This window comes from Candidatus Nitrotoga sp. AM1P, assembly GCF_013168275.1.
Taxonomy (GTDB): Bacteria; Pseudomonadota; Gammaproteobacteria; order Burkholderiales; family Gallionellaceae; genus Nitrotoga.
In genome coordinates, this window is record NZ_AP019547.1 from 1,572,356 (window position 1) to 1,591,131 (window position 18,776).

Here is an 18,776-nt window from a genome sequence, read left to right on the forward strand (position 1 = left end):
CTCTCCCTTGTTCCAATTATGATTGTTCACTGTCAATCGAGTCTGACCCCATTGATCCCTCAACCCCATTGATCCCATTTGGCTGAAATTTCAACTTATTTGTCCATTAATCCCGTTGCTGGCAATTCACGCTTGTCGAGCACTTTGGCACCTTTATGCCAGCTATGAACTTCCTTGATCCACTCGGGAAGAGTACGGTAAGTATCTGTACCGGGCAGATGTCCCCAAAACTTTCCGTTACCGGTGTATATAAGATTCTCCCCCATCACGCCGATGCCGCCACCTGGTGGGTAATTCGTGTTCTCGATGTAACCAGCTTCACCGGGCACCCAATCATTAATGTCGCTGCTGGGCTTGTCAATAATGTCCGCACCCTTGCTGCCTCCTTTCATCGTCAGATCCGTCGCCGCCGCACAGCCGATTGCGTAAAGTTTTGCATTAACATTAAGATCATCCCAAGCCTCTTGACGATTCACATCGGGTTTCATCTTCCAGGTTCCTTTGCTGACATCCCACTCATAATATTTAGGATTCATCGACCATCCGGCCAAAGCGGCGAAGTTGTATTTCTTTTGCCCTGCAAAAAAGACAATGCCAATCCGCGCTTTGAGGTGGTTGTTCAGATTGGATGCTGCAACTGAGTCACTGCCGCCTTCGACGTTAAAGATGCGCGGTGAAGCCAGCATGTCGATGAGTATCTCCTGTTCGAAATTCACAGCTCCTCCTTTGGGACGTTCGTAAACTTTGTTACTTTCAGTGTAATGTTGCACCCCCTTTCCAGATAAGAATTTATTAAGCGAGGCCTGGGGATCACTTCTGATCTTGCGCTTGATCTGAGTGGGTGTCCGTTCCATCTGCACCACATGTGTTAATTCATGCGCAAGCAGTTTGCGCCCTTCTTGCGACCCCGGCGCGAATCCACCTGCCCCAAACACAATGTTGTGTCCCACCGTATAGGCATGGGCATGCACGTCCCGCGCTGATTGCTCGGCAGCCAGGCCAGTGTGCACGCGCACCTGCGAAAAATCATGACCAAAGCGTTGCCCCATGTCTTGCTGTAATGCCGTATCAAGCGGGCTACCCGAACCAGCAAGCACGCGCTCGACACTGACGGGCACCGTATCCACCTCCCCGGAGGATTGCCCCGTGAAACGTTGAATGCGCGGTGGTACCTGGCTGACTGTGAAATTTGCTGGCCCTGCCAGTACCTGATCAGCAATCCGATCCGCTTCCTGTTCCAGCGGATCGTTACTAGCACCTATGCTGAGTTTCTTTTGCAAACGTTTTTTATTGCATTCCCCGCATTCACCACTTAATGACGATGACGCCGACCCGCCACAGGCGCACTTGCGCTGCAACAGCAATCCCGCGTGCGGCGATTTGCCCACGAGCGGTAACTTGGCAGCAGTGTTCTGTAGTGGTGCAACGGTACTCATTACTTCATCTCCTGATAGTCGAAGTCTTTACTTGATTGAACTTGATTGATAGTCATCGGTTAAGGGCATTTCACTTTTTCACAGGGATTGGTATTCCAGTTAGCATTGCCGGTTTTCTTCCGATGGCAGCATAGATCATCCAGTACCGCGTTATCGTAAGTTACCGTCACCGTGGTGATGCCAATCCGCGAGTGGTAGTTAATATCGCGAATCTTGGACTGGGTGCCGACATGCACGCAAGCATGCGAACCGGTATTCAGTAGTCCTTCATGAATTGCCTGAATACCCTTGAAGAAAATCGCGTAGTTCATGCTGCCGGCGCCACTTTTTGAGTAGCGTGCGCCCTTGCCAGTTTTTGCGACGGGATCTTTCAGGTTGCCGAGACGGACATTCTCGGAATCCATGTAACCCAGCCCCTCCAATCGTTTGACCTCAGAGTCCTTCACCCGATCGGTCAAGCCAATGCCGAGCATCGTAGAACCACCGGCTATCGGCTGCACGACATCGGACAGAACCTTGCTCGATTTGGTACTGTATTTGGCGGTCAGCGTCCCGGTGGGCATACGTGGTTCCAGTTGCCCGGCAGCTTTCGCGTCTGCCGCATGCCCGGTATCAACGACAGCCGTGTCAAAAGCAACGGTGATATTGTCGATCCATGGCTGGGTCTTTGGATCCTTAAGGGTTTCGTTGGCTGCGTCGAAGGCGATCGTGTCCTTGCCTTTATCGCGATATCTGGAAAGCGTGCGGTTCTTGCCCGTGACAACGGTAGATGAAGACTCTGCCGAGCCGGTTTGCTGTACCACATGCGCTAGCTCATGGGCAAGCAAGCGGCGCCCTGCGTGCGACCTTGGCGCAAACTGCCCCGCACCGAACACGAGGTTATATCCCACCGTGTACGCGTGGGCATTGACGTCTTGCGCAGATTGTTCAGCGGCAGCACCTGAATGCACCCGCACTTGTGAAAAATCATGACCGAAACGCTGCCCCATATCCTGCTGTGTCGCCGCATCCAGTGGCCTACCGGAACCAGAAAGCACGCGGTCTACGCTGGCTGGCGCAATATCCAATCCTTCGGTCGCTTGCCCCGCATAGCGCTGGATACGTGGTGGTGTACTGCTGACTGCGGAATGTGACGGTGCTGCCATCACCTGCTCCGCAACCCGATCCGCTTCCTGTTCCAGCGGATCATTACTTCGTCCAATAGCAAATTTCCGTTGTAAACCCGTTTTATTTTTCGCACACTCCGCACACTCCCCGCCTGCAATCGTATGATTGCCGCCAGTGCATTTACGCTGGAGCAGGCCTTGAGCAGGCGGCAAAAAACTTGCCGTTTTGGCTTGCTGGGCTACAGTAGCTCTATTCATGACCGATGCCTCCCTACACCAATTGCGCAATTTGCAGATCATCGGCCTCGCCAATCACCTCGACCAGCTCATCAACTGCAAGAATTCCACTGCGCTTCAGACATACCTCGCCATCACGGAGCAACACCCAAAGCGGACTTTGTCCACCGTACTCTAAGTCGGGACACCAAGTGCCGACCTCTTCCATATCATCGAAGGGGCGTAGTCCAAGATTGAGTTTTCCGCTGAAGCGCTTGGCTACATCAAGAGCAGTTTGGATGGCTAAGTTGTCTGGTATGCTCCAAACGGCGAAGGCCATTACTAGCCAATTGCCGGTATTGAGTTCGAGTTCCCGCGCAGAAGGAGCCGCATCCAACGCATGAGCATAGGATGGTTCGTCCGTTAAAGTAATACTCGGACAACCCTCCTGATCACGGGTGACTTTATAGGACATGGTTATGGCCCCGGAACGACGATCGTCGTTTCTACGGTTTCTACGCTATCGTTGTTATGTACCTTACTAACGGTACCTCCCGTCGCTTTGGCGACCTTATCGTGGCTGGCCTCTTCACTCACCGGATTCTTAAGCACAATAGTGCCTCCAGGGGCAATGATGCGGGCAATCTCTTCGGCGAGGCCCGGCATCCCAATGGGACCATTTTCGGAAGTGACCAAATCCGCAGCGCGGTCGGCGATCGGTAGCGTGGTGTCCTTAGCGGAAAACCTGCGGTAAATCAGATTAGGCACGCGCGAGTTGTTGATACCGGTAGTGCTGGTGCGTTCGGCCATGCCAATGTTGACCGCCCCTTTGAAGTAACCCTCGCCAAAGATATCTATGTGATATTTGGCCGTAGTGGGAACGTTTTTGGCGTGAATCTTATCACCCTGATCTTTACCGCTGCCTACCGCCCAATCTTTATAAGTGTCCTTATCTGCTTCAGGATACTTGTGCTGCGCGAGCAATTGATCACTTGCTATCCACAGTTGTTCGGCAGACGCATAAATGCGCCGATAATCATCCAAATTGCGCCGTGTCAGCTTGGCACCCTGCGGGGCCAGCGTTTTGCCTATGCTCGTCAGCCAATCCTTTACTTCGCTACGCCATGCAAAGACCAGCATCAGATTCGGTTGTGTCGGATTGACTTTGGCTCGCTGGTACAAAGCCCAAGATTTGTAGATACTCGAACTGGGATCCAACCAAAGTTCGCCCGATTCCAGCGGCGGTTTTACTTCCTCGATGATTACACTGCGCCAAAAATCCGGCGGGTTCATATCTTTTACCACGCCTGGAGCGGACACAGGCGATGCGCCATGTTTGAATACGCCGATCACAGGGCAGTCGGCCCGCAACTTGCGCGCCATGTCGGCAATCCGATTAGCCCGGTGGCATGACAGGTCATTGTTGAAACCGGCATCGCCTTCCTGGCTGGCAAAACCGTGAATCTTGAGATGGTTTCCCACCTTGGGCTTGGTGATCTTGGCTTCTTCGCCTGAGAGAAGATCATCGCAACCCACCTTGAACTGAAACTGCCAACCAACTACGCCCTGTTGACTTGGCATGCAATCAGGAGTGGGAGCACCGAGTTCGGCGGCACGACATTTGCGCTGAATACTCGGAAACCCATGTGTGATGGAAGGAACACTGCGCCCCTGTATGACTGCATCGGCGGCAGCGTCGGCTTCACGCTCTCCGGCCTCGCCCGGTGTATTCACCGCAAGTTTCATCTGTGTAGCAACCCGTTGGCCGCGCTGTTGCACAACATGTGTCAATTCATGGGCAAGTAATCGGCGTCCATCACTTGTACTCGGAGCAAACTTGCCCGTATCAAAAACTATATCGCGTCCGGCGGTGTAAGCTAGAGCATTCAATTCACGAGCCGATTGCGCGGCAGCCGAGCCGGAATGCACACGCACCCCGGAAAAATCATGACCAAAGCGCTGTTCCATATCCTGCCGCAACACGGGTTCAAGCGGCCTGCCGGAGCTGGCAAGGGCACGCTCTACGCTGGCGGGGGCAGTATCCGTATCCATACTAAGTTTGGTTTGCAAACGTTCGCTCTTACATACCTCGCATTTACCCGTTAATGACGAGTCTGCCGACCCGCCACAAGCGCATTTGCGCTGCAACAGCAATCCCGCGTGAGGCGGTTTGCTCACGATCGGTGATTTAGCAGCAATGTTCTGCAGTGGTGCAGCGGTACTCATTAACTTCAACCCTCTTGGCGATGGTTATAATTCATCTGATCTTTATAGATGCAAATATTATTTCTGTAAAAATGGTAGCGGCTTCCAATCCTTAAAATTGGCATCAAATTGGAAGATGGGTATCGGCGCTACTATTGAAGTAGTTTTTAACTCTCTGTCCGTTATTTCCCACCATTTTGGATTGCTAACTTTTAATTGCGCGTCAATGGCGAGCGGAGCGGTCAAATTGGCGGCTTTGCCTGCCCATTTATCGCTCACTCCAAAGCGTTTGAAGAAGTCCAAATTGTATTTCCATACACCCAAGGCTGAACTTGGATCCCAAAGCTGAAAAACATTACGCTCGAAAAAAGGTTGCTTGAGAGTTAGAAAGTCGGGTTCGGCAAGTTGGACGGAAAGCATTGAATTGTCGGTTTTATTTTTTGTTGAATCATCGATTTTATCTTTTTCTGGATTCGCATCAGGTTTAGCTTCCTGTTTTTGTATAGTGTGGTTACTCCCTGAGGATAATGTAAATTTTTCATCGCTTTGACCAGCATGAATCCCTGCCGCGCCTGTCTGCTGCACCACATGCGTCAACTCATGGGCAATCAGTTTGCGTCCCTCGTGCGACTGTGGCACGAACCCGCCTGCACCAAACACAATGTTGTGACCGACCGTATAAGCATGGGCGTTAATATCTTGGGCTGATTGCTTAGCGGCAAAGTCGGTATGCACCCGCACCTGCGAAAAATCATGACCAAAGCGTTGCCCCATGTCTTGCTGTGTTGCCGGATCAAGCGGGCTACCGGAACCAGATAGCACTCGGTCTACACTGGCGGGTACAGTTCCTGCATCTGCTGTCCCTTGCCCAGTGAAGCGCTGAATATGCAGCGCCGAGCTGCTGACCGCGGAATGAGCGGGTGCAGCCAAAACTTGATCCGCGACCCGATCTGCTTCCTGTTCCAGCGGATCGTTACTGGCGCCTATGGAGAGCTTAGCTTGCAAACGTGGCTTACCCTCGGATTGGCTGGTCAATAACGACTTTGGCACGCTCAAAGCATATTTTCTCTGCAACAACAGCTCTGCGTTAGTGGAATTCCCCAAAAGCATTGACTTATCGGTCGTGTACTCTTGCATCGCGAAAGTGCTCATATCTTCATCCCCTTGCCGATACCCTGCGCCACTTGCGATCCGACGCGCTGCGGTTTTGAATTCTGATCGATCGATATGCTGCCGAGCCGTAACCGCGACATATCGCCATTCACTGTCAACTGCTGGGCGGCCTGTGGATCGGCGAGCAGTCGAGATAATTCTTGCTGCAGGCCCTCAGCGATACCATGCCGGTCTTCGTGCCGAAAACCTTTCAATACCAGACTATCAATATGCAGGACAACACGTTTCATACCCACCCCCGCGTTTCTGCGTCGGTCAAAGGGCGTTCGCGCTTTGATCCTTCGCCGTGAGCGGCTTGCAGCAGATGCCCCATGCCGACAGCTTCGCCTGAATCGGCGGCCAGAAATGCGGCATTAAGAGCGATGTTACGGATGTTTCCGCCTGCCACCTGGAGCTGCGCCAGCTTGCGGTAATCCAGGCCTTGAGTCGGTGTGGCGCCGGGGAATACACTGCGCCAGATGGCCTCGCGCTGTTCGGTATCGGGGAATGTAAATTGCACAACGAAACGCAAACGTCGTTGAAACGCTGTATCCAGAGATGTCTTCAAGTTAGTAGTCAAAATGGCAAGGCCCGTGTAAGCCTCCATCCGTTGCAACAAATAACTCACTTCGATGTTGGCATAGCGATCATGACTGTCTTTCACTTCGCTGCGCTTGCCAAACAAGGCATCGGCCTCGTCGAATAGCAGGATGACCCCGCTGTCCTCGGCAGCATCGAAAACCTTGCGCAAGTTTTTTTCCGTCTCGCCGATGTATTTGCTGACCACTGAGGATAGGTCTATGCGGTAAAGATCGAGATGCAGTTCGTTGGCCAGCACTTCGGCGGCCATGGTTTTGCCGGTTCCGCTTTCACCAGCGAATAGTGTGCTGAGTCCCATGCCGCGAGCACTCTTGCTGGCAAAGCCCCATTCATCGCAAACCTTGAGCCGGTTGCGCACGTGGCTAACGACCTGGCTCAGGATCACTTTCTGATGTTCCGGCAAGATCAGATCCTCCCAACGGGAAACTGGCTCAACACGCTGCGCCAAGTCATCCAGCTGTCGTCGCCCCAAAGTACGGCAGACTCGCCATAGCAATTCGTCTGGCTTATCGCTCGCGCTGATAGCACTACTGATCTCGGCACCGGTACTCAGGATCGTTTGTGCGCTCAATCTGTATTGCGACGCGACGCCCTCCAGCGAACCATTCAGCTTCTGCGCCGCCGAACCTAATGCCTGTTCCCATAAACGCTTCTGATCCGTGGCGCCCGGTTTATTTACGGTGAAGCGCAAGGTGTTGCGTTGCAGCTCTAATGGATTATGACTGGAGATAAACAGCAATCCATTTAAGTTTTCGGCGAGCCAAGTGACTGCGGCTGCATTTGCCTGATCGCGGCATTCGATCAACAAGGCGCTGGACAGCAGCGCCGATTCCCGCTGCCACAGCACGGCAAAGGCATTACGTTCATGAACACCCGCTGGAATGTCTTCCGCATGCAGGATATGAAGTTGCATCCCGAGAAGTTCGGCTGCGACACCGGCGGCGATATCTGCCTGACCATCGCGGTCATCTCCCAGCAATTGGATGACTGGGACAGGTGCATTGCGCTCATACAATGCCTCCAATATAGCTTGTGCAGTTTCGCGTTGAACATCCGCCATCGTCGTTGCCACGCCGCTGGATTGCAGCAAAGGCTCCAGGCGGGTGTCGAGGTAATTTATTCCGGCCAGGAAGTGCAGCACCCGTTCGTCTATGCTTAGGCGCGCATTCGCCAGGTTGGTTTCTTCCGTAACCTCAATCAGGCGCCACCGGCGCAGGGGGCGTATCGAACTGAGCGCACTCCAATGCGGCTCTTCCAGCGTCGCCAGCGCCAGACTGAATGTCGCATAGGATCGCTGAGGATTATTTTGCGCAGTAGCGCATAACAAGGAAAAATTTGAGTCCATTTCCACGCCTGCGCAAAACAGAAGAATGTCTCGTTCGAAAGGACTTAAACCGAAGCATTCCGCCAAGCGATCTATGGCTGACTGTGCCGATAATGCAGTGCGAATTTCGGCTGCTGTAGTCATTGCCGAGCTCTGATCTTCACCACCCAAGCGCGCCTTGATCCGAGTAAATTCAGCCACCATCAGGCGTTGATTTGCATCGGTCCATTCCTGGCGTGGGTCGGAGGTGCTCATGGCACGGTTAATACCTGTGTGTTGTCAAATTGCGGCGGCGCAGTAAGCCGGATCACCAGTAGACTGTCAGCACCATCGACCCGCAAGCGTAACAGGTGGTTTCCCGCGGGCAATTGCGCATATTTGAATTGAAGGTTGGCTGTCGGGACGGTAAATTTCTCCGGCGACGCCTCATATCCTCCGGCGTTGAGGCTTATTCGTTGAGCGGGTCGAGCTTGTGGTGTAAAGGCAAGATTGATGGTCACACCGGTAGAATCACGTGTGGCAATGGAAGTCGCTACGTCAATACGCGGCGCCAGAAACAATGCAAGTGAATTAGTACTACGGGTTTCAGTCTCGCCGGGACGTTGTAAAAGCGCGGTCACTTCCCATATACCTGCAGGCCAGTCGATATTGGCCTGAGCTATATTAGGCAAGGTTACTGAAAAACTTTCTTCGTTTGCATTAGTACCGAAAGAAAGATCAATCGGTGCCGTCAGGCTAGGATGCGCGAAACGCACGACAAGATTTGTTCCATTGAGGTTGTATCCTTTCAGCTTGATGGCTTCGCCGAGGCGTGCAGCTATCTGCTTCTGGGGCAGTTCTATGCCAGCGAGTATTGGATAAGGGGAAGTCAGGCCAGCCACCGCTGTAATACCACTTTCATACCACGTATCCACATTAAGCGGATCAGGCTTTACCACAGGCCCGCGTGATAACACCGGCAAGGATGATCGTACCGATTGGGTCGATTCTATTAACACCACACTGGCCATGTAGGCTGCGGTGGGACGCAAATGACTTTGCGTGGCGGTCCAGAGCTTGGACATTTCTTCGGTGTTGAGATATTCCGGCGTGATTTTGATCAGCTCGATCTGATTTTCCAGTCCAGAATCTGCCAACGCTTTCAGCGCGGGCGGAAGTGCTATACCGCCTATCGGAGGCGATGGATCGAGTGCCTTCCGAATAGCTTTACGACTGAGTATAGGCATTTCGTGCAGAAGTTGCATGGCATAACCGAGCAGAATTTCGCCGTGCAGGTCTTCGCTACCGTGAGCAGAAAGCAGGTAATGCAGGTTGAGCGCGAGCGGTGCGTTGGATAATCGCTGGCTACCGGAAGCATCGTGCGTAGGAAACCTTTCGTTGCGCCAACCACTATTGGGCGTAACGTGGTACATGAACAAATTAAGTTGGGATGACTCAGTGCCACCATTTGCCGGTATCACCCGATCCGGTGGGCCAGCGGTTACCGAAACCGTAGAACCGAGAGTGCCTGTTGCATCATTGTTAATCAGCCCGTCATTGAGCAGATCGCGCAACACTGCGGTCACCCCGGCAATGGCGAGAGCGCTGCTCATGTTCCTCTCCCTCGGCGAGCAAGATATTCATCGAGCGATAACGGCTTGGCTGCCGCCGGAGCTTGACGTTTCGGCGCCGGTGACTCATGCACGGCAGTTACTTCGATGCGACCTATGCTCACATGCACTTCGGTGATTTCATCAACCTGACTCTGCCGACTGGCACCGCTGTGTTCTCCACGCTGCGCTGCCACATTTGTGTTCAAAGCCGAGGAACGTGTAGCTTGCTTTAACGGCAAAAGCGGCGAAGGATAATTGTTGTCTGTGGGAACTGTGGAATTACTCTCTGGCAAACGCGCTTCAATTCCCTCAGCCAAAACTGGAGGTTCGCTCGCAACCGTTTTTTCTTTACCTGATTGCTGCAACATCGCTTTCGGCGATGAAGATAGACCGCTGGGACGATCCGGCTTTGTATAAACAGTGTCCGATTGCACAACTAATACTTCAGGTGAAGACGATGCCACTTCATTGTCGCCAGGTTGTGTCCCGATTTCCCTAGCAGTATTGGCGTGATGCTGTTCTGGGCTAGACATAGCATCCCGTTCCTCATCCCTGTCGCCTACATGTTTCACACCACTATTGCCCCTATGTTGGCGCTCGCTACCAGCAGTATCCAACGTAGGGCCTCGCCTGTCCGGCTCTACCGTACTGACAGGCGAAAATGGGACTGCATAAGGTGTGCGTACTGCGGAACGCAGGGTATTTGTCCTGCCCATGGCCTGTGCGGCGAGCCGATGCAGGAATCCGCTCATACGCCCACCATATCGAGATAAGCTGCACGCCGTTGCGATGAGAGCGCAAGTATTTCTGGCTCAGTCCAACCATATGCCTGGGCAAGGCTATGCACTTCGGCAAGCAAGGCCCGGGCACGCACATCAATTTCATCCCACAACAACGTGCCAATATTAAAATCAACCAACCAACTATGGCCACACTCCTCACAGCTAAGGGACAGGTTGATGTCAGCTGCAGGATCAAGCGCCTCCATCGCTGCTTCGGCCTCGGTAAGCAGGTTTGCAAAACCTGCGTCACTATTCTCTGAATATTCAATGCAACATTGTTCCAGCAGCTTCACTGCCGCCGCCTTGAGATCCTGCTCCCCGCTAACCGCCGCGAGATCACGGCTGCATGGTACGCGAAAGCGAAAACTGGAAACTTCGAACTCAGCCGGTGTATCGTCGAATTTGCTGAGCGTATCGTCCTCGTTGATACCAGCAAGTAGCTGCCCAGTATCCAGCGCAATTTCCATGCGTGTGCCGCAATGCTCGCAATCACTACAGGCAATAATGCGCGGTCCGAAGCAAGTTTCGCGCAGACGTAAAAGCGCCCTGTTGATTGTGCCCAGCGGCAGATCCGGGAAATTAGAAGACGGCAAATCTGGTCGGGTCCAAGCATAAAGCAACAATGCTCGGTCAATCGGATGCCGCGCAAGGCCGCGCTCCCACAGAACCAGTATCTCCGCTTCGCCAGGAACTTGCATGTGCATCAGGCTGGTTCCGTAAAGCTGGGTTCGCTGGGTTCGGTTACATCGTAATCGCGTTCCCAGCCCTCGTTTTCCAGCTTAAGGTGCTGGATTGCCACCGCGTTGGCATTGGCGTCGAGATCAGGCAAGGCCTGGTATTCTGACACCCAGCAACGATACACCTTGTAGGCGAGCGCAAGCTGGCCTGCCTCGTTGTAGACTTCGATGATGAGATCCTTGCGGAAATCCTTCAGCGAGACCTCGGCGCCCAAACCGGAGCCGTAGTTCCAAACCTTGTTGGCCCACTTCTCGAACTCGGTGTCATGGGTGACGCCGCGATCCAGTGTAATTGCCTCAAACTTAGTGCGACCGGGCGACTTACGCGAAGTTGATGGATCGCCTCCCTCCCGGTGTTCAACCAATTCAGTGCTGCGCTTGATTGCACCCACCTTGGAGATGCCCGCGACATATCGGCCATCCCATTTGACGCGGAATTTGAAATTTTTGTACGGATCGAAGCGCTGTGCGTTAACAGTGAATGTTGCCATGGATATGCCTCCTAATTATCAGGGTCAGACTTGAACTTGGCCGGCGATCTGCTGGAGCTTGATCACCACGAATTCGGCGGGCTTGAGCGGCGCAAAGCCTACTACGATATTGACGATGCCCAGATCAATGTCATTCTGGGTAGTAGTTTCCCTGTCGCATTTGACGAAATATGCCTCGCGCGGGCTACGGCCCTGAAAAGCGCCTTGACGAAATAAATTCTGCATGAAAGCACCGAGATTGAGGCGTATCTGTGCCCAAAGCGGTTCATCATTTGGTTCGAACACCACCCATTGCGAGCCTCGAAACAGGCTTTCTTCGAGGAATAGCGCCGTGCGACGCACCGGAAGGTATTTCCATTCCGAGGCAAGCTGGTCCGCGCCGCGCAAAGTACGCGCACCCCATACAAGTCGACCAATGACCGGGAAAGCGCGCAGGCAATTCACTGCCAGTGGATTGAGTTGGCCATTTTCACCATCAGTAAGTTTTACCGTTAGTTCGACCACGCCGTTAAGTGTGGCATCGTTCCCGGCAGGAGCTTTCCACACGCCGCGCTGGCCGTCGGTGCGCGCCATAATTCCGGCCACCGCACCACAGGGGGCAAAATCGGCCAAGCGGTTTTCCTGTAAAGGATCTGGCTGGCGAAGATATGGAAAATACAGGGCCGCATTTGCACTGCGGGCCAGGCCCCAACCAACGCTGTCCAGGCCGCTGGCGCCGGTAAGATCGGAGGGCTCATCCCAAGCCATGAGAGGGTCGACGATGTACATGGCGCGCCGCGCAAGGCAATAAGCAGCGGCAGCGCTGCGGGTTTGAGAATTCACGTCACCGCCTGGCTCACGCGTCAGTGGTGGTACGCACAGCAAATTGAACAGGTCTGCCTTCTGCAGTGCCCATATCCCCTGTTTGGAAGCTTCCAGCGAGGCCAGTGATATCTGGTTGTCGGTAATGGCTGCACCTTCATTGCCAGTCGCCGTGAACGCGGTGGAGGAGGCATTATCCAACAGTGCATCAGCGCCGGCGGGCGGATTGCCATGAGCGGTGGGACGCAGCGCGGGCACCGTGCCAGGTGGTGTGACAATCCGCACCAGGTTGGACTCCTGTTCGAGTACCCGCGTGACAAAGCGCGCGTTATTGGGATCGGTGGAAAGGTTAAGGAAGCGCTCTGTCGTACCGGTAGCGGTATCGCGCACCGAGAGGTTGAACAGACTGTTAGCAGGATCGGTGGGGAGATGAGGACGGGTGTTGTAATCGATTCTCACCCGCAGCTTCTCGCCCCACTTGCCGGGATTGGAAGCAACCAGATTGAAACCTACCGCCAAGGTGAGCGTGGCCGCGGCCGCACCATTGTGAACGCGCACGATAAGGGCATCAGTGCCACCATTCTGAAAAAACTGCTGTAGCGCGTAGCTCAAGGTGCTATCGCGCCACAGCCCGCCGAAGCGTCGCTCAAACTCGGCGAAGCTTTGCACGCGCACCGGATCATTGACCGGGCCGCGCAGGGTACGCCCGATAAAAGCGGTGATGGAGGTAGCCACACCGGTAATGGTTCGCACGCCACTGGACACTTCTTCAATATAGACGCCAGGGTAGGATAAGGTAACCGGCATGTTGCTCCTCCTTTAAATTAATGATTGATAGTTATGGTACGGATTTATGGCGTAGCATCGCGTCCTAGCAATATCTCGATGGTCGCGTCGGCGGCTGTGTCATTAGTGAAAGAAAGATTCGCCGCGCCACCAAGCAGACTTACAGCGCCTGTGCCGATCAACACGTGCGGGCCGTCCAGTGCGACCGCATTGCCACCAACGTCATAGCTAAGGTCAACGTCGGGTACGGCCGGATTGATGATGATCAGCGAGACAGTCCCACTTGGCGCCAGATTAACCTGCTGGGTCGCACCGGCGGCAATCGTCACCGCGATCTTGTCGTAGGCTTCAATCTCCAACGTGCCTGCACCCGAGACGGACGGGCCATTGAGTGCCTGTACTACAAAATTCCAATCAATTTTTTCTGCCATGTGAACCTCCCTGAAGGTTTGGAATTGCTCATAAATTGGCTAACTTCTGGTTTTGGGCTGATTACCATCCACTTACCAATCGAAAATTGTTACTCATTCTTCAGCACTCAGCTGTTGGTATAACTTCTCTATTTATTCTAGCCAACCCCTTAACCTCTTCAAGGTGGTGCGCTTTATTTGGAGCGCGCCCAATAAATAAGTAGTTCGTCACTCTCACCTAATCCAACGCCTATTGGATATAAATCTATACCTATCTCATCGCAAACTCTGTGCGATAGCCAACATAAGAAATAGAGCCGTGTTTACCCTCATCCGAAGCATAACAAAGCAACTTTTCGTATCAAATCGGAGGTTATATAAACTATCGCATTGAATACCGATAAGGCGCATCTCAGGTTCCCAGCGGGAGCCATTGATATGGATATCTTTGCGGTCAAAATAAATTCTTGATTGTTGCGAGGTACTTCATTCGCATATAGATTATGGCTTATCCACACGTTGTAGATTTATAGACTTAGCGACCAATGGGAATTGACTTGGGTTACGAATAGATTCCACAGCCAGATCCACATCAAGCATAGGCCAATAAAGATGATTGGGGGTAGGCCATTCAACGGTAGTAATCTGCTCCAGAGTAGCCTGCTTGAACCAAGGAAACTCTACGTAGGGAACAAAAAGTTCTTCGTCCTTCAACAGCAACCAAAATCCCTTGTTTGACGCCAAGAAAACTTCGACTTTAGAAATAGCTACGCCAGGCATAGATGATCTCCTCATAATGATCCTGCACCAACAACGATGCTTCATTAATCTGCTTTTTTGAAAGCCCTTGATTCATGGCTAACTCAACCTGGGGTTCCAACCAGAACTTAGCTTCACCGTCTGTATGTGTAACATGAATATGCATGCGGGGCTCTTCGCGTGAAAAGAAGAAGAATCGAAATGCGCCTTGACGAAATACTGTGGGAGCCATGTGCAAATCTTAGCAGCTTTAGCACTAGAAAGTCTTGGAAGCCTAGCGCGAAGCTAAAAAGCTGCGCACTTTTACGCAGTCCCGCTTGAGGTAGAGTTAGGTCTTTGCACCCCGGATCTGCGCCTTAAGTTCCAACACACTCGGCATTGGTGTTCTTCGATGAATCATCCTGTGGCAATTTGAACAAACGATAGCCAGATCATCAAGCTTGGTAACCCTCTTGCCATCAAGCGATGGCAAGGGGGATTTTGTGATGAACCTCACAATAGCCTTCACCCAACTTTCCGTAAAAAACGGAGAAACCAAACCCGCAAGCCTCACACACCAGCTGACCATGTAGGGCAATGGTCTGTTCTTTTTTTGCGTCTGTGACTGCTCTATTTCTTTCTCTACGCAGATGAGAAACGTAAGTTGTCATGCCCTCTAATGCTTCGACATCCAGAATATCCAAGTCGAGCGGAAAGTTAATCTCGTCAGTGGACGTAAGGTGCTCAAGGTCAGGGCTTTTCGCTAATGAGTTCAAATAGTCGATAGCAGTTGAATCTTTTATTTCGCTAATGCCAAGGCTAAAGTTGCTTTGAGGCTTGAGAAAACCAGCGAACCAAGGCAGATGATTTAATTCAATGGGCGGATCGAAGTCATGTCCGACAGTACCCGCGATGATGTAATCAAAAGCTGCTTCATTGGCGTCAAAGACTTCATCCGGCATATAAACCGCGCAAAGTGTGTAGATCGTATTGCGTGCCTTCGACCGAAAGCCATTTATAACCCACACCATCGAACCAACTGTTCGTTCCAAGAATGTGAGAGTCTTTCGGCTGAAAAACGCATACTTGCCAATAGGCTCATATTCATAACCCATCTTTTCAGCATTGTGATACGCAACAAAATGTCGCACAGGCGCTCCTGTAAAGACCTAACTTAAAAGTAGGGGGCTTGTGCGGGCTTTATTCGCGCAGCCCTCTTGACTGCCGGGTTGGTCTGCAAAGCATGGTGGCTCATAGAATTAACGATAGTGCGTTCCTCTTTCCGAGCACTACTTCGACGAGAGCACCAAGATTCGAGATGGCCTTTCCTTTCTCAACCAGTAAAGTCAAAAATACACCCCGCGACCATTCAGTCGGCATGATCTTACTGTAGCTTTCAAGGAGTTCCTGCTTCTCGCGTTCCCGGTGGTATTCGTATGCATTTAGCCATGTAAAAAGCATCTTTTCTGAATTCACTATGCAGTTGTTTGACTGTATAGAAATCACCTTTTGCATCTCCTTACCCTCGTAAACTTCAAGGAGCCATCCCATGAATGGATGAATTGGAGCATCTTTCAATCTTCGCTTGAGAACTGCACGAACCTTTTGGAAACAGGCTGGCTCTTCTTGGAGGATAAGCGGGCGCAATCGATGAAGAAAAGCAAGTACGTCGTCAATGGGAGGGGCTTTAACCCGCCATTGCGGGTTACTTCCTTGGTTCCAAGCGAAATTCAATTGAACACCTTCCCCTTTTATTAGGAACTGGGTGGAATGCAAATCAGCAACATGGCTCAAGTAGTTATTCAGTTGACGCCATTCACTATCTGTAAATTCCGCAAAATGCTCAGAGGCTTCACCGGAAGTGTTATCTATGAGGCGTATTCCTGCTTTATGCAATTCGATCACCGTGATACCCAATGTATAGCGTTTATCTGCCACCCTCCCCAAACTTGTTAAACCCACGACCTTACCGACGGCGGATAAACCTCGCTGGACTAAACCATAGAAAACAAAATCGATAAGGATTGTAAGGTTTTCAAGTCTGACGTCAACACAATATCTATTCGCCGCCCATTGCCTGAATATATGGCGTAGCGTGAACAGCAACAAGTCGCTGCGGCGTTCAATGCGCGAAATGGTGCCCTGTGTCCTATCACCGCCCACCAGCAGGATTACGGCTCCGCAGCTTGATCTGCCACAAGTGGCAACATCGAGGATCAAGCCAATACCTGGTTGTCGGTGAGGCATTGGATACTCAACAGCACGTCATGAAGTTTATCCTCAGCCTGCCATAGATCGTATTTCGATTGCATATCCACCCACAACTGAGCGCCATTACCTAGCAATGCACCCAAACGTAGCGCCATTTCCGGGGAGATGCCGCTACGCTCGGCCAGTACCGCATGCAGAGTTTGGCGCGAGACTCCAAGATTGCGAGCAAAAGCGCTCACAGACATTCCCAAATCCGGCAGAACGTCTTCGCGCAAGATTGCGCCGGGGTGAGTTGGTTTACGTGTCCGCATAATGCCTCCTAGTGATAATTTTCCAAATTGATCCGTAGCGCATTCTCGCCTTCCCATTCGAATGTAATACACCACGGCCCATTTACATGCACGCTGTATCGCTTGGGCTTGCCTTGCAAGAGATGGAAATCGAAGCCCGGAAGATTCAACACATCCGGTGTTTTGGCAGTGTTGATGGCATCCAGTCGCCGCAATGCGCGCCCCACCAAGGCTTGCTGCACCTTGGCGCTCTTACCTTTTTCAAAAAGCTCTTCCAGCCCCTTGTGCATGAACGATTCAATCATGACACAAACTGTAAATGATTGCTTTACACAAGTAAAGCACGATATTATTGATATTTATATAATTCATGACGGTTGCATTTACTGCAACTCTCACATTCCGGCAAAGGCCGGAATTTAGACAATTGACAATGCATTCTATGCATAACCAACAACTTGTTGGACTAATTCACCAGTAATTGGATCCTCTACATCATTTAATCAAACCTATCCGATTAAGTCATAAAAAATCCCCCTTTGCTTCAACACAAAGGAGGATTCCAGGAGACAAATATTATTTTATATACTGATTAAAAATGTCTGTGATATCTCATGGCTACTTGCTGACATTCACATCATAATTTTTACCCTCAATATCCATTGAGGGCCGTATAAACGAATCAGCTTGCAAGTACTTTTTGCGCTGCAGCTACTGCCACACCATGCTGAACCGGCGCCTTCATTCTGCCTAATACGTCATCCAACGCACCGAGGCATATCAAAATATTGCTCTGATTGCTGGCATGGCCCATCAAGCCTATGCGCCACACCTTGCCTGCCATTACGCCCAGGCCCGCACCAATTTCCAGTTGATAATCGTTTAGCAGGGTGGAACGTACGGCGCCATCGTCCACACCATCTGGAATAGTAAGGGCATTCAATTGCGGCAGACGTTCAGATTCGGGCACCACAAACTTCAATCCCATTGCTTCCAGGCCAGCGCGCAGGGCAAGGTGGTTTTTCATGTGGCGAGCCCATGAATTTTCCAGACCTTCTTCCTGCAATATCACCAATGCTTCGTGCAGGCCATATAGCGCGTTGATCGGCGCAGTATGGTGGTAGGCGCGTTTAGTTGAACCGCCCCAATAGCTCATGACCAGATTCAAATCCAGAAACCAGCTTTGCACTTTACTCTTGCGGTTCTTGATTTTCTCCAGCGCGAGCGTACTGAAACTGACCGGGGAAAGTCCAGGTGTGCAGGAGAGACATTTTTGCGTGCCGGAATAAATAGCGTCTATTTCCCATTCATCGACCTTGAGTGGCGAACCGGCGAGTGAAGTGACTGCGTCCACGATGACCAGACAACCATGTTTGTGAGCAAGCGCCGCCAAGGTTTTGGCATCAGACTGAGCGCCTGTGGAAGTTTCTGCGTGCACAAACGCAACGATCTTGGTATCAGGATTAGCCTTGAGTGCATCTTCTACTTTTTGTGGATCAACTGCGCGTCCCCAATCGTCCTGCACCATCACTGCAATACCGCCGCAGCGCTCAACGTTTTCTTTCATGCGTCCGCCGAACACGCCGTTTTGACATACGATGACTTTGTCACCGGGTTCGACCAAGTTAACGAAGCAGGTTTCCATTCCGGCCGAGCCTGGAGCGGAAACAGGCATAGTCAATTCATTTTTAGTCTGAAAAGCGTACTTCAATAACTCTTTCATTTCGTCCATCATGGTTACGAACACTGGATCGAGATGGCCAATGGTGGGGCGCGACAAGGCCTCCAGTACACGTGAGCTGACATCCGAAGGGCCTGGACCCATCAGAATGCGTTGCGGGGGATGGAACGATTTTATTGCCATGCTTTTTCTCCTTGCGGGTTACGATTAATTTAATT

General features: G+C 51.8%; 20 protein-coding genes. All 20 read right to left on the reverse strand.

The window, feature by feature from the left end:
• Positions 1 to 95 precede the first annotated feature (95 nt).
• The 20 genes from W01_RS06950 to W01_RS07045 all read right to left on the reverse strand — a co-directional run bounded on the left by W01_RS06950 (position 96) and on the right by W01_RS07045 (position 18,741).
• Complete coding sequence (locus W01_RS06950) at positions 96 to 1,436, reverse strand: eCIS core domain-containing protein (RefSeq protein ID WP_173053285.1); 1,341 nt, start codon at positions 1,434 to 1,436, stop codon at positions 96 to 98.
• 59 nt (positions 1,437 to 1,495) lie between these two features.
• Positions 1,496 to 2,800 carry an eCIS core domain-containing protein gene (locus W01_RS06955; protein ID WP_173053287.1) on the reverse strand — a complete coding sequence of 435 codons (1,305 nt, stop codon included), beginning with the start codon at positions 2,798 to 2,800 and terminating at the stop codon, positions 1,496 to 1,498.
• A 13-nt stretch (positions 2,801 to 2,813) separates the two neighbouring features.
• Positions 2,814 to 3,233, reverse strand: a complete 420-nt coding sequence (locus W01_RS06960) for a hypothetical protein (protein WP_173053289.1) — start codon at positions 3,231 to 3,233, stop codon at positions 2,814 to 2,816.
• A 2-nt stretch (positions 3,234 to 3,235) separates the two neighbouring features.
• Positions 3,236 to 4,984 (reverse strand): eCIS core domain-containing protein, encoded by a 1,749-nt coding sequence (locus W01_RS06965; protein WP_173053291.1) that lies wholly within the window; start codon positions 4,982 to 4,984, stop codon positions 3,236 to 3,238.
• A 57-nt stretch (positions 4,985 to 5,041) separates the two neighbouring features.
• Positions 5,042 to 6,115 (reverse strand): eCIS core domain-containing protein, encoded by a 1,074-nt coding sequence (locus W01_RS06970; RefSeq protein WP_198421258.1) that lies wholly within the window; start codon positions 6,113 to 6,115, stop codon positions 5,042 to 5,044.
• A complete protein-coding gene (locus tag W01_RS06975) occupies positions 6,112 to 6,366 on the reverse strand; it encodes a hypothetical protein (RefSeq protein WP_173053293.1) in 255 nt (84 codons plus the stop codon). Before W01_RS06975 ends, W01_RS06970 begins: the two co-directional genes overlap by 4 nt.
• Positions 6,363 to 8,294, reverse strand: coding sequence for an ATP-binding protein (locus W01_RS06980; RefSeq protein ID WP_173053295.1), 1,932 nt, complete (start codon positions 8,292 to 8,294; stop codon positions 6,363 to 6,365). Before W01_RS06980 ends, W01_RS06975 begins: the two co-directional genes overlap by 4 nt.
• The gene (locus W01_RS06985) at positions 8,291 to 9,631 is read right to left on the reverse strand and encodes a DUF4255 domain-containing protein (protein WP_173053297.1); all 1,341 of its coding nucleotides are present in this window, start codon (positions 9,629 to 9,631) and stop codon (positions 8,291 to 8,293) included. Before W01_RS06985 ends, W01_RS06980 begins: the two co-directional genes overlap by 4 nt.
• Positions 9,628 to 10,383 (reverse strand): hypothetical protein, encoded by a 756-nt coding sequence (locus W01_RS06990; RefSeq protein ID WP_173053299.1) that lies wholly within the window; start codon positions 10,381 to 10,383, stop codon positions 9,628 to 9,630. Before W01_RS06990 ends, W01_RS06985 begins: the two co-directional genes overlap by 4 nt.
• Positions 10,380 to 11,117, reverse strand: a complete 738-nt coding sequence (locus tag W01_RS06995; protein WP_173053301.1) for a hypothetical protein — start codon at positions 11,115 to 11,117, stop codon at positions 10,380 to 10,382. The genes W01_RS06990 and W01_RS06995 overlap by 4 nt, the downstream gene beginning before the upstream one ends.
• Complete coding sequence (locus W01_RS07000) at positions 11,117 to 11,641, reverse strand: phage tail protein (RefSeq protein ID WP_173053303.1); 525 nt, start codon at positions 11,639 to 11,641, stop codon at positions 11,117 to 11,119. Before W01_RS07000 ends, W01_RS06995 begins: the two co-directional genes overlap by 1 nt.
• A gap of 24 nt (positions 11,642 to 11,665) precedes the next feature.
• On the reverse strand, positions 11,666 to 13,249 hold the full coding sequence (locus tag W01_RS07005) for a phage tail sheath family protein (RefSeq protein ID WP_173053305.1): 1,584 nt from the start codon (positions 13,247 to 13,249) through the stop codon (positions 11,666 to 11,668).
• Positions 13,250 to 13,293: 44 nt separating this feature from the next.
• Entirely contained in the window at positions 13,294 to 13,659 is a 366-nt protein-coding gene (locus tag W01_RS07010; RefSeq protein WP_173053307.1) for a hypothetical protein, read from the reverse strand.
• Positions 13,660 to 14,139: 480 nt separating this feature from the next.
• A complete protein-coding gene (locus tag W01_RS07015; protein WP_173053309.1) occupies positions 14,140 to 14,418 on the reverse strand; it encodes a DUF2442 domain-containing protein in 279 nt (92 codons plus the stop codon).
• Positions 14,396 to 14,629 (reverse strand): DUF4160 domain-containing protein, encoded by a 234-nt coding sequence (locus W01_RS07020; protein ID WP_173053311.1) that lies wholly within the window; start codon positions 14,627 to 14,629, stop codon positions 14,396 to 14,398. The genes W01_RS07015 and W01_RS07020 overlap by 23 nt, the downstream gene beginning before the upstream one ends.
• Before the next feature lie 226 nt (positions 14,630 to 14,855).
• Positions 14,856 to 15,527, reverse strand: coding sequence for an HNH endonuclease (locus W01_RS07025; protein ID WP_173053313.1), 672 nt, complete (start codon positions 15,525 to 15,527; stop codon positions 14,856 to 14,858).
• 100 nt (positions 15,528 to 15,627) lie between these two features.
• Entirely contained in the window at positions 15,628 to 16,623 is a 996-nt protein-coding gene (locus W01_RS13915; protein ID WP_198421259.1) for a hypothetical protein, read from the reverse strand.
• Positions 16,593 to 16,898 carry a HigA family addiction module antitoxin gene (locus W01_RS07035; RefSeq protein WP_173053315.1) on the reverse strand — a complete coding sequence of 102 codons (306 nt, stop codon included), beginning with the start codon at positions 16,896 to 16,898 and terminating at the stop codon, positions 16,593 to 16,595. Before W01_RS07035 ends, W01_RS13915 begins: the two co-directional genes overlap by 31 nt.
• Positions 16,899 to 16,906: 8 nt before the next feature.
• Positions 16,907 to 17,182 (reverse strand): type II toxin-antitoxin system RelE/ParE family toxin, encoded by a 276-nt coding sequence (locus W01_RS07040; protein WP_173053317.1) that lies wholly within the window; start codon positions 17,180 to 17,182, stop codon positions 16,907 to 16,909.
• Positions 17,183 to 17,559: 377 nt separating this feature from the next.
• Positions 17,560 to 18,741: a pyridoxal-phosphate-dependent aminotransferase family protein gene (locus tag W01_RS07045; protein WP_173053319.1), complete on the reverse strand. Its 1,182-nt coding sequence runs from the start codon at positions 18,739 to 18,741 to the stop codon at positions 17,560 to 17,562.
• Positions 18,742 to 18,776: the final 35 nt, after the last annotated feature.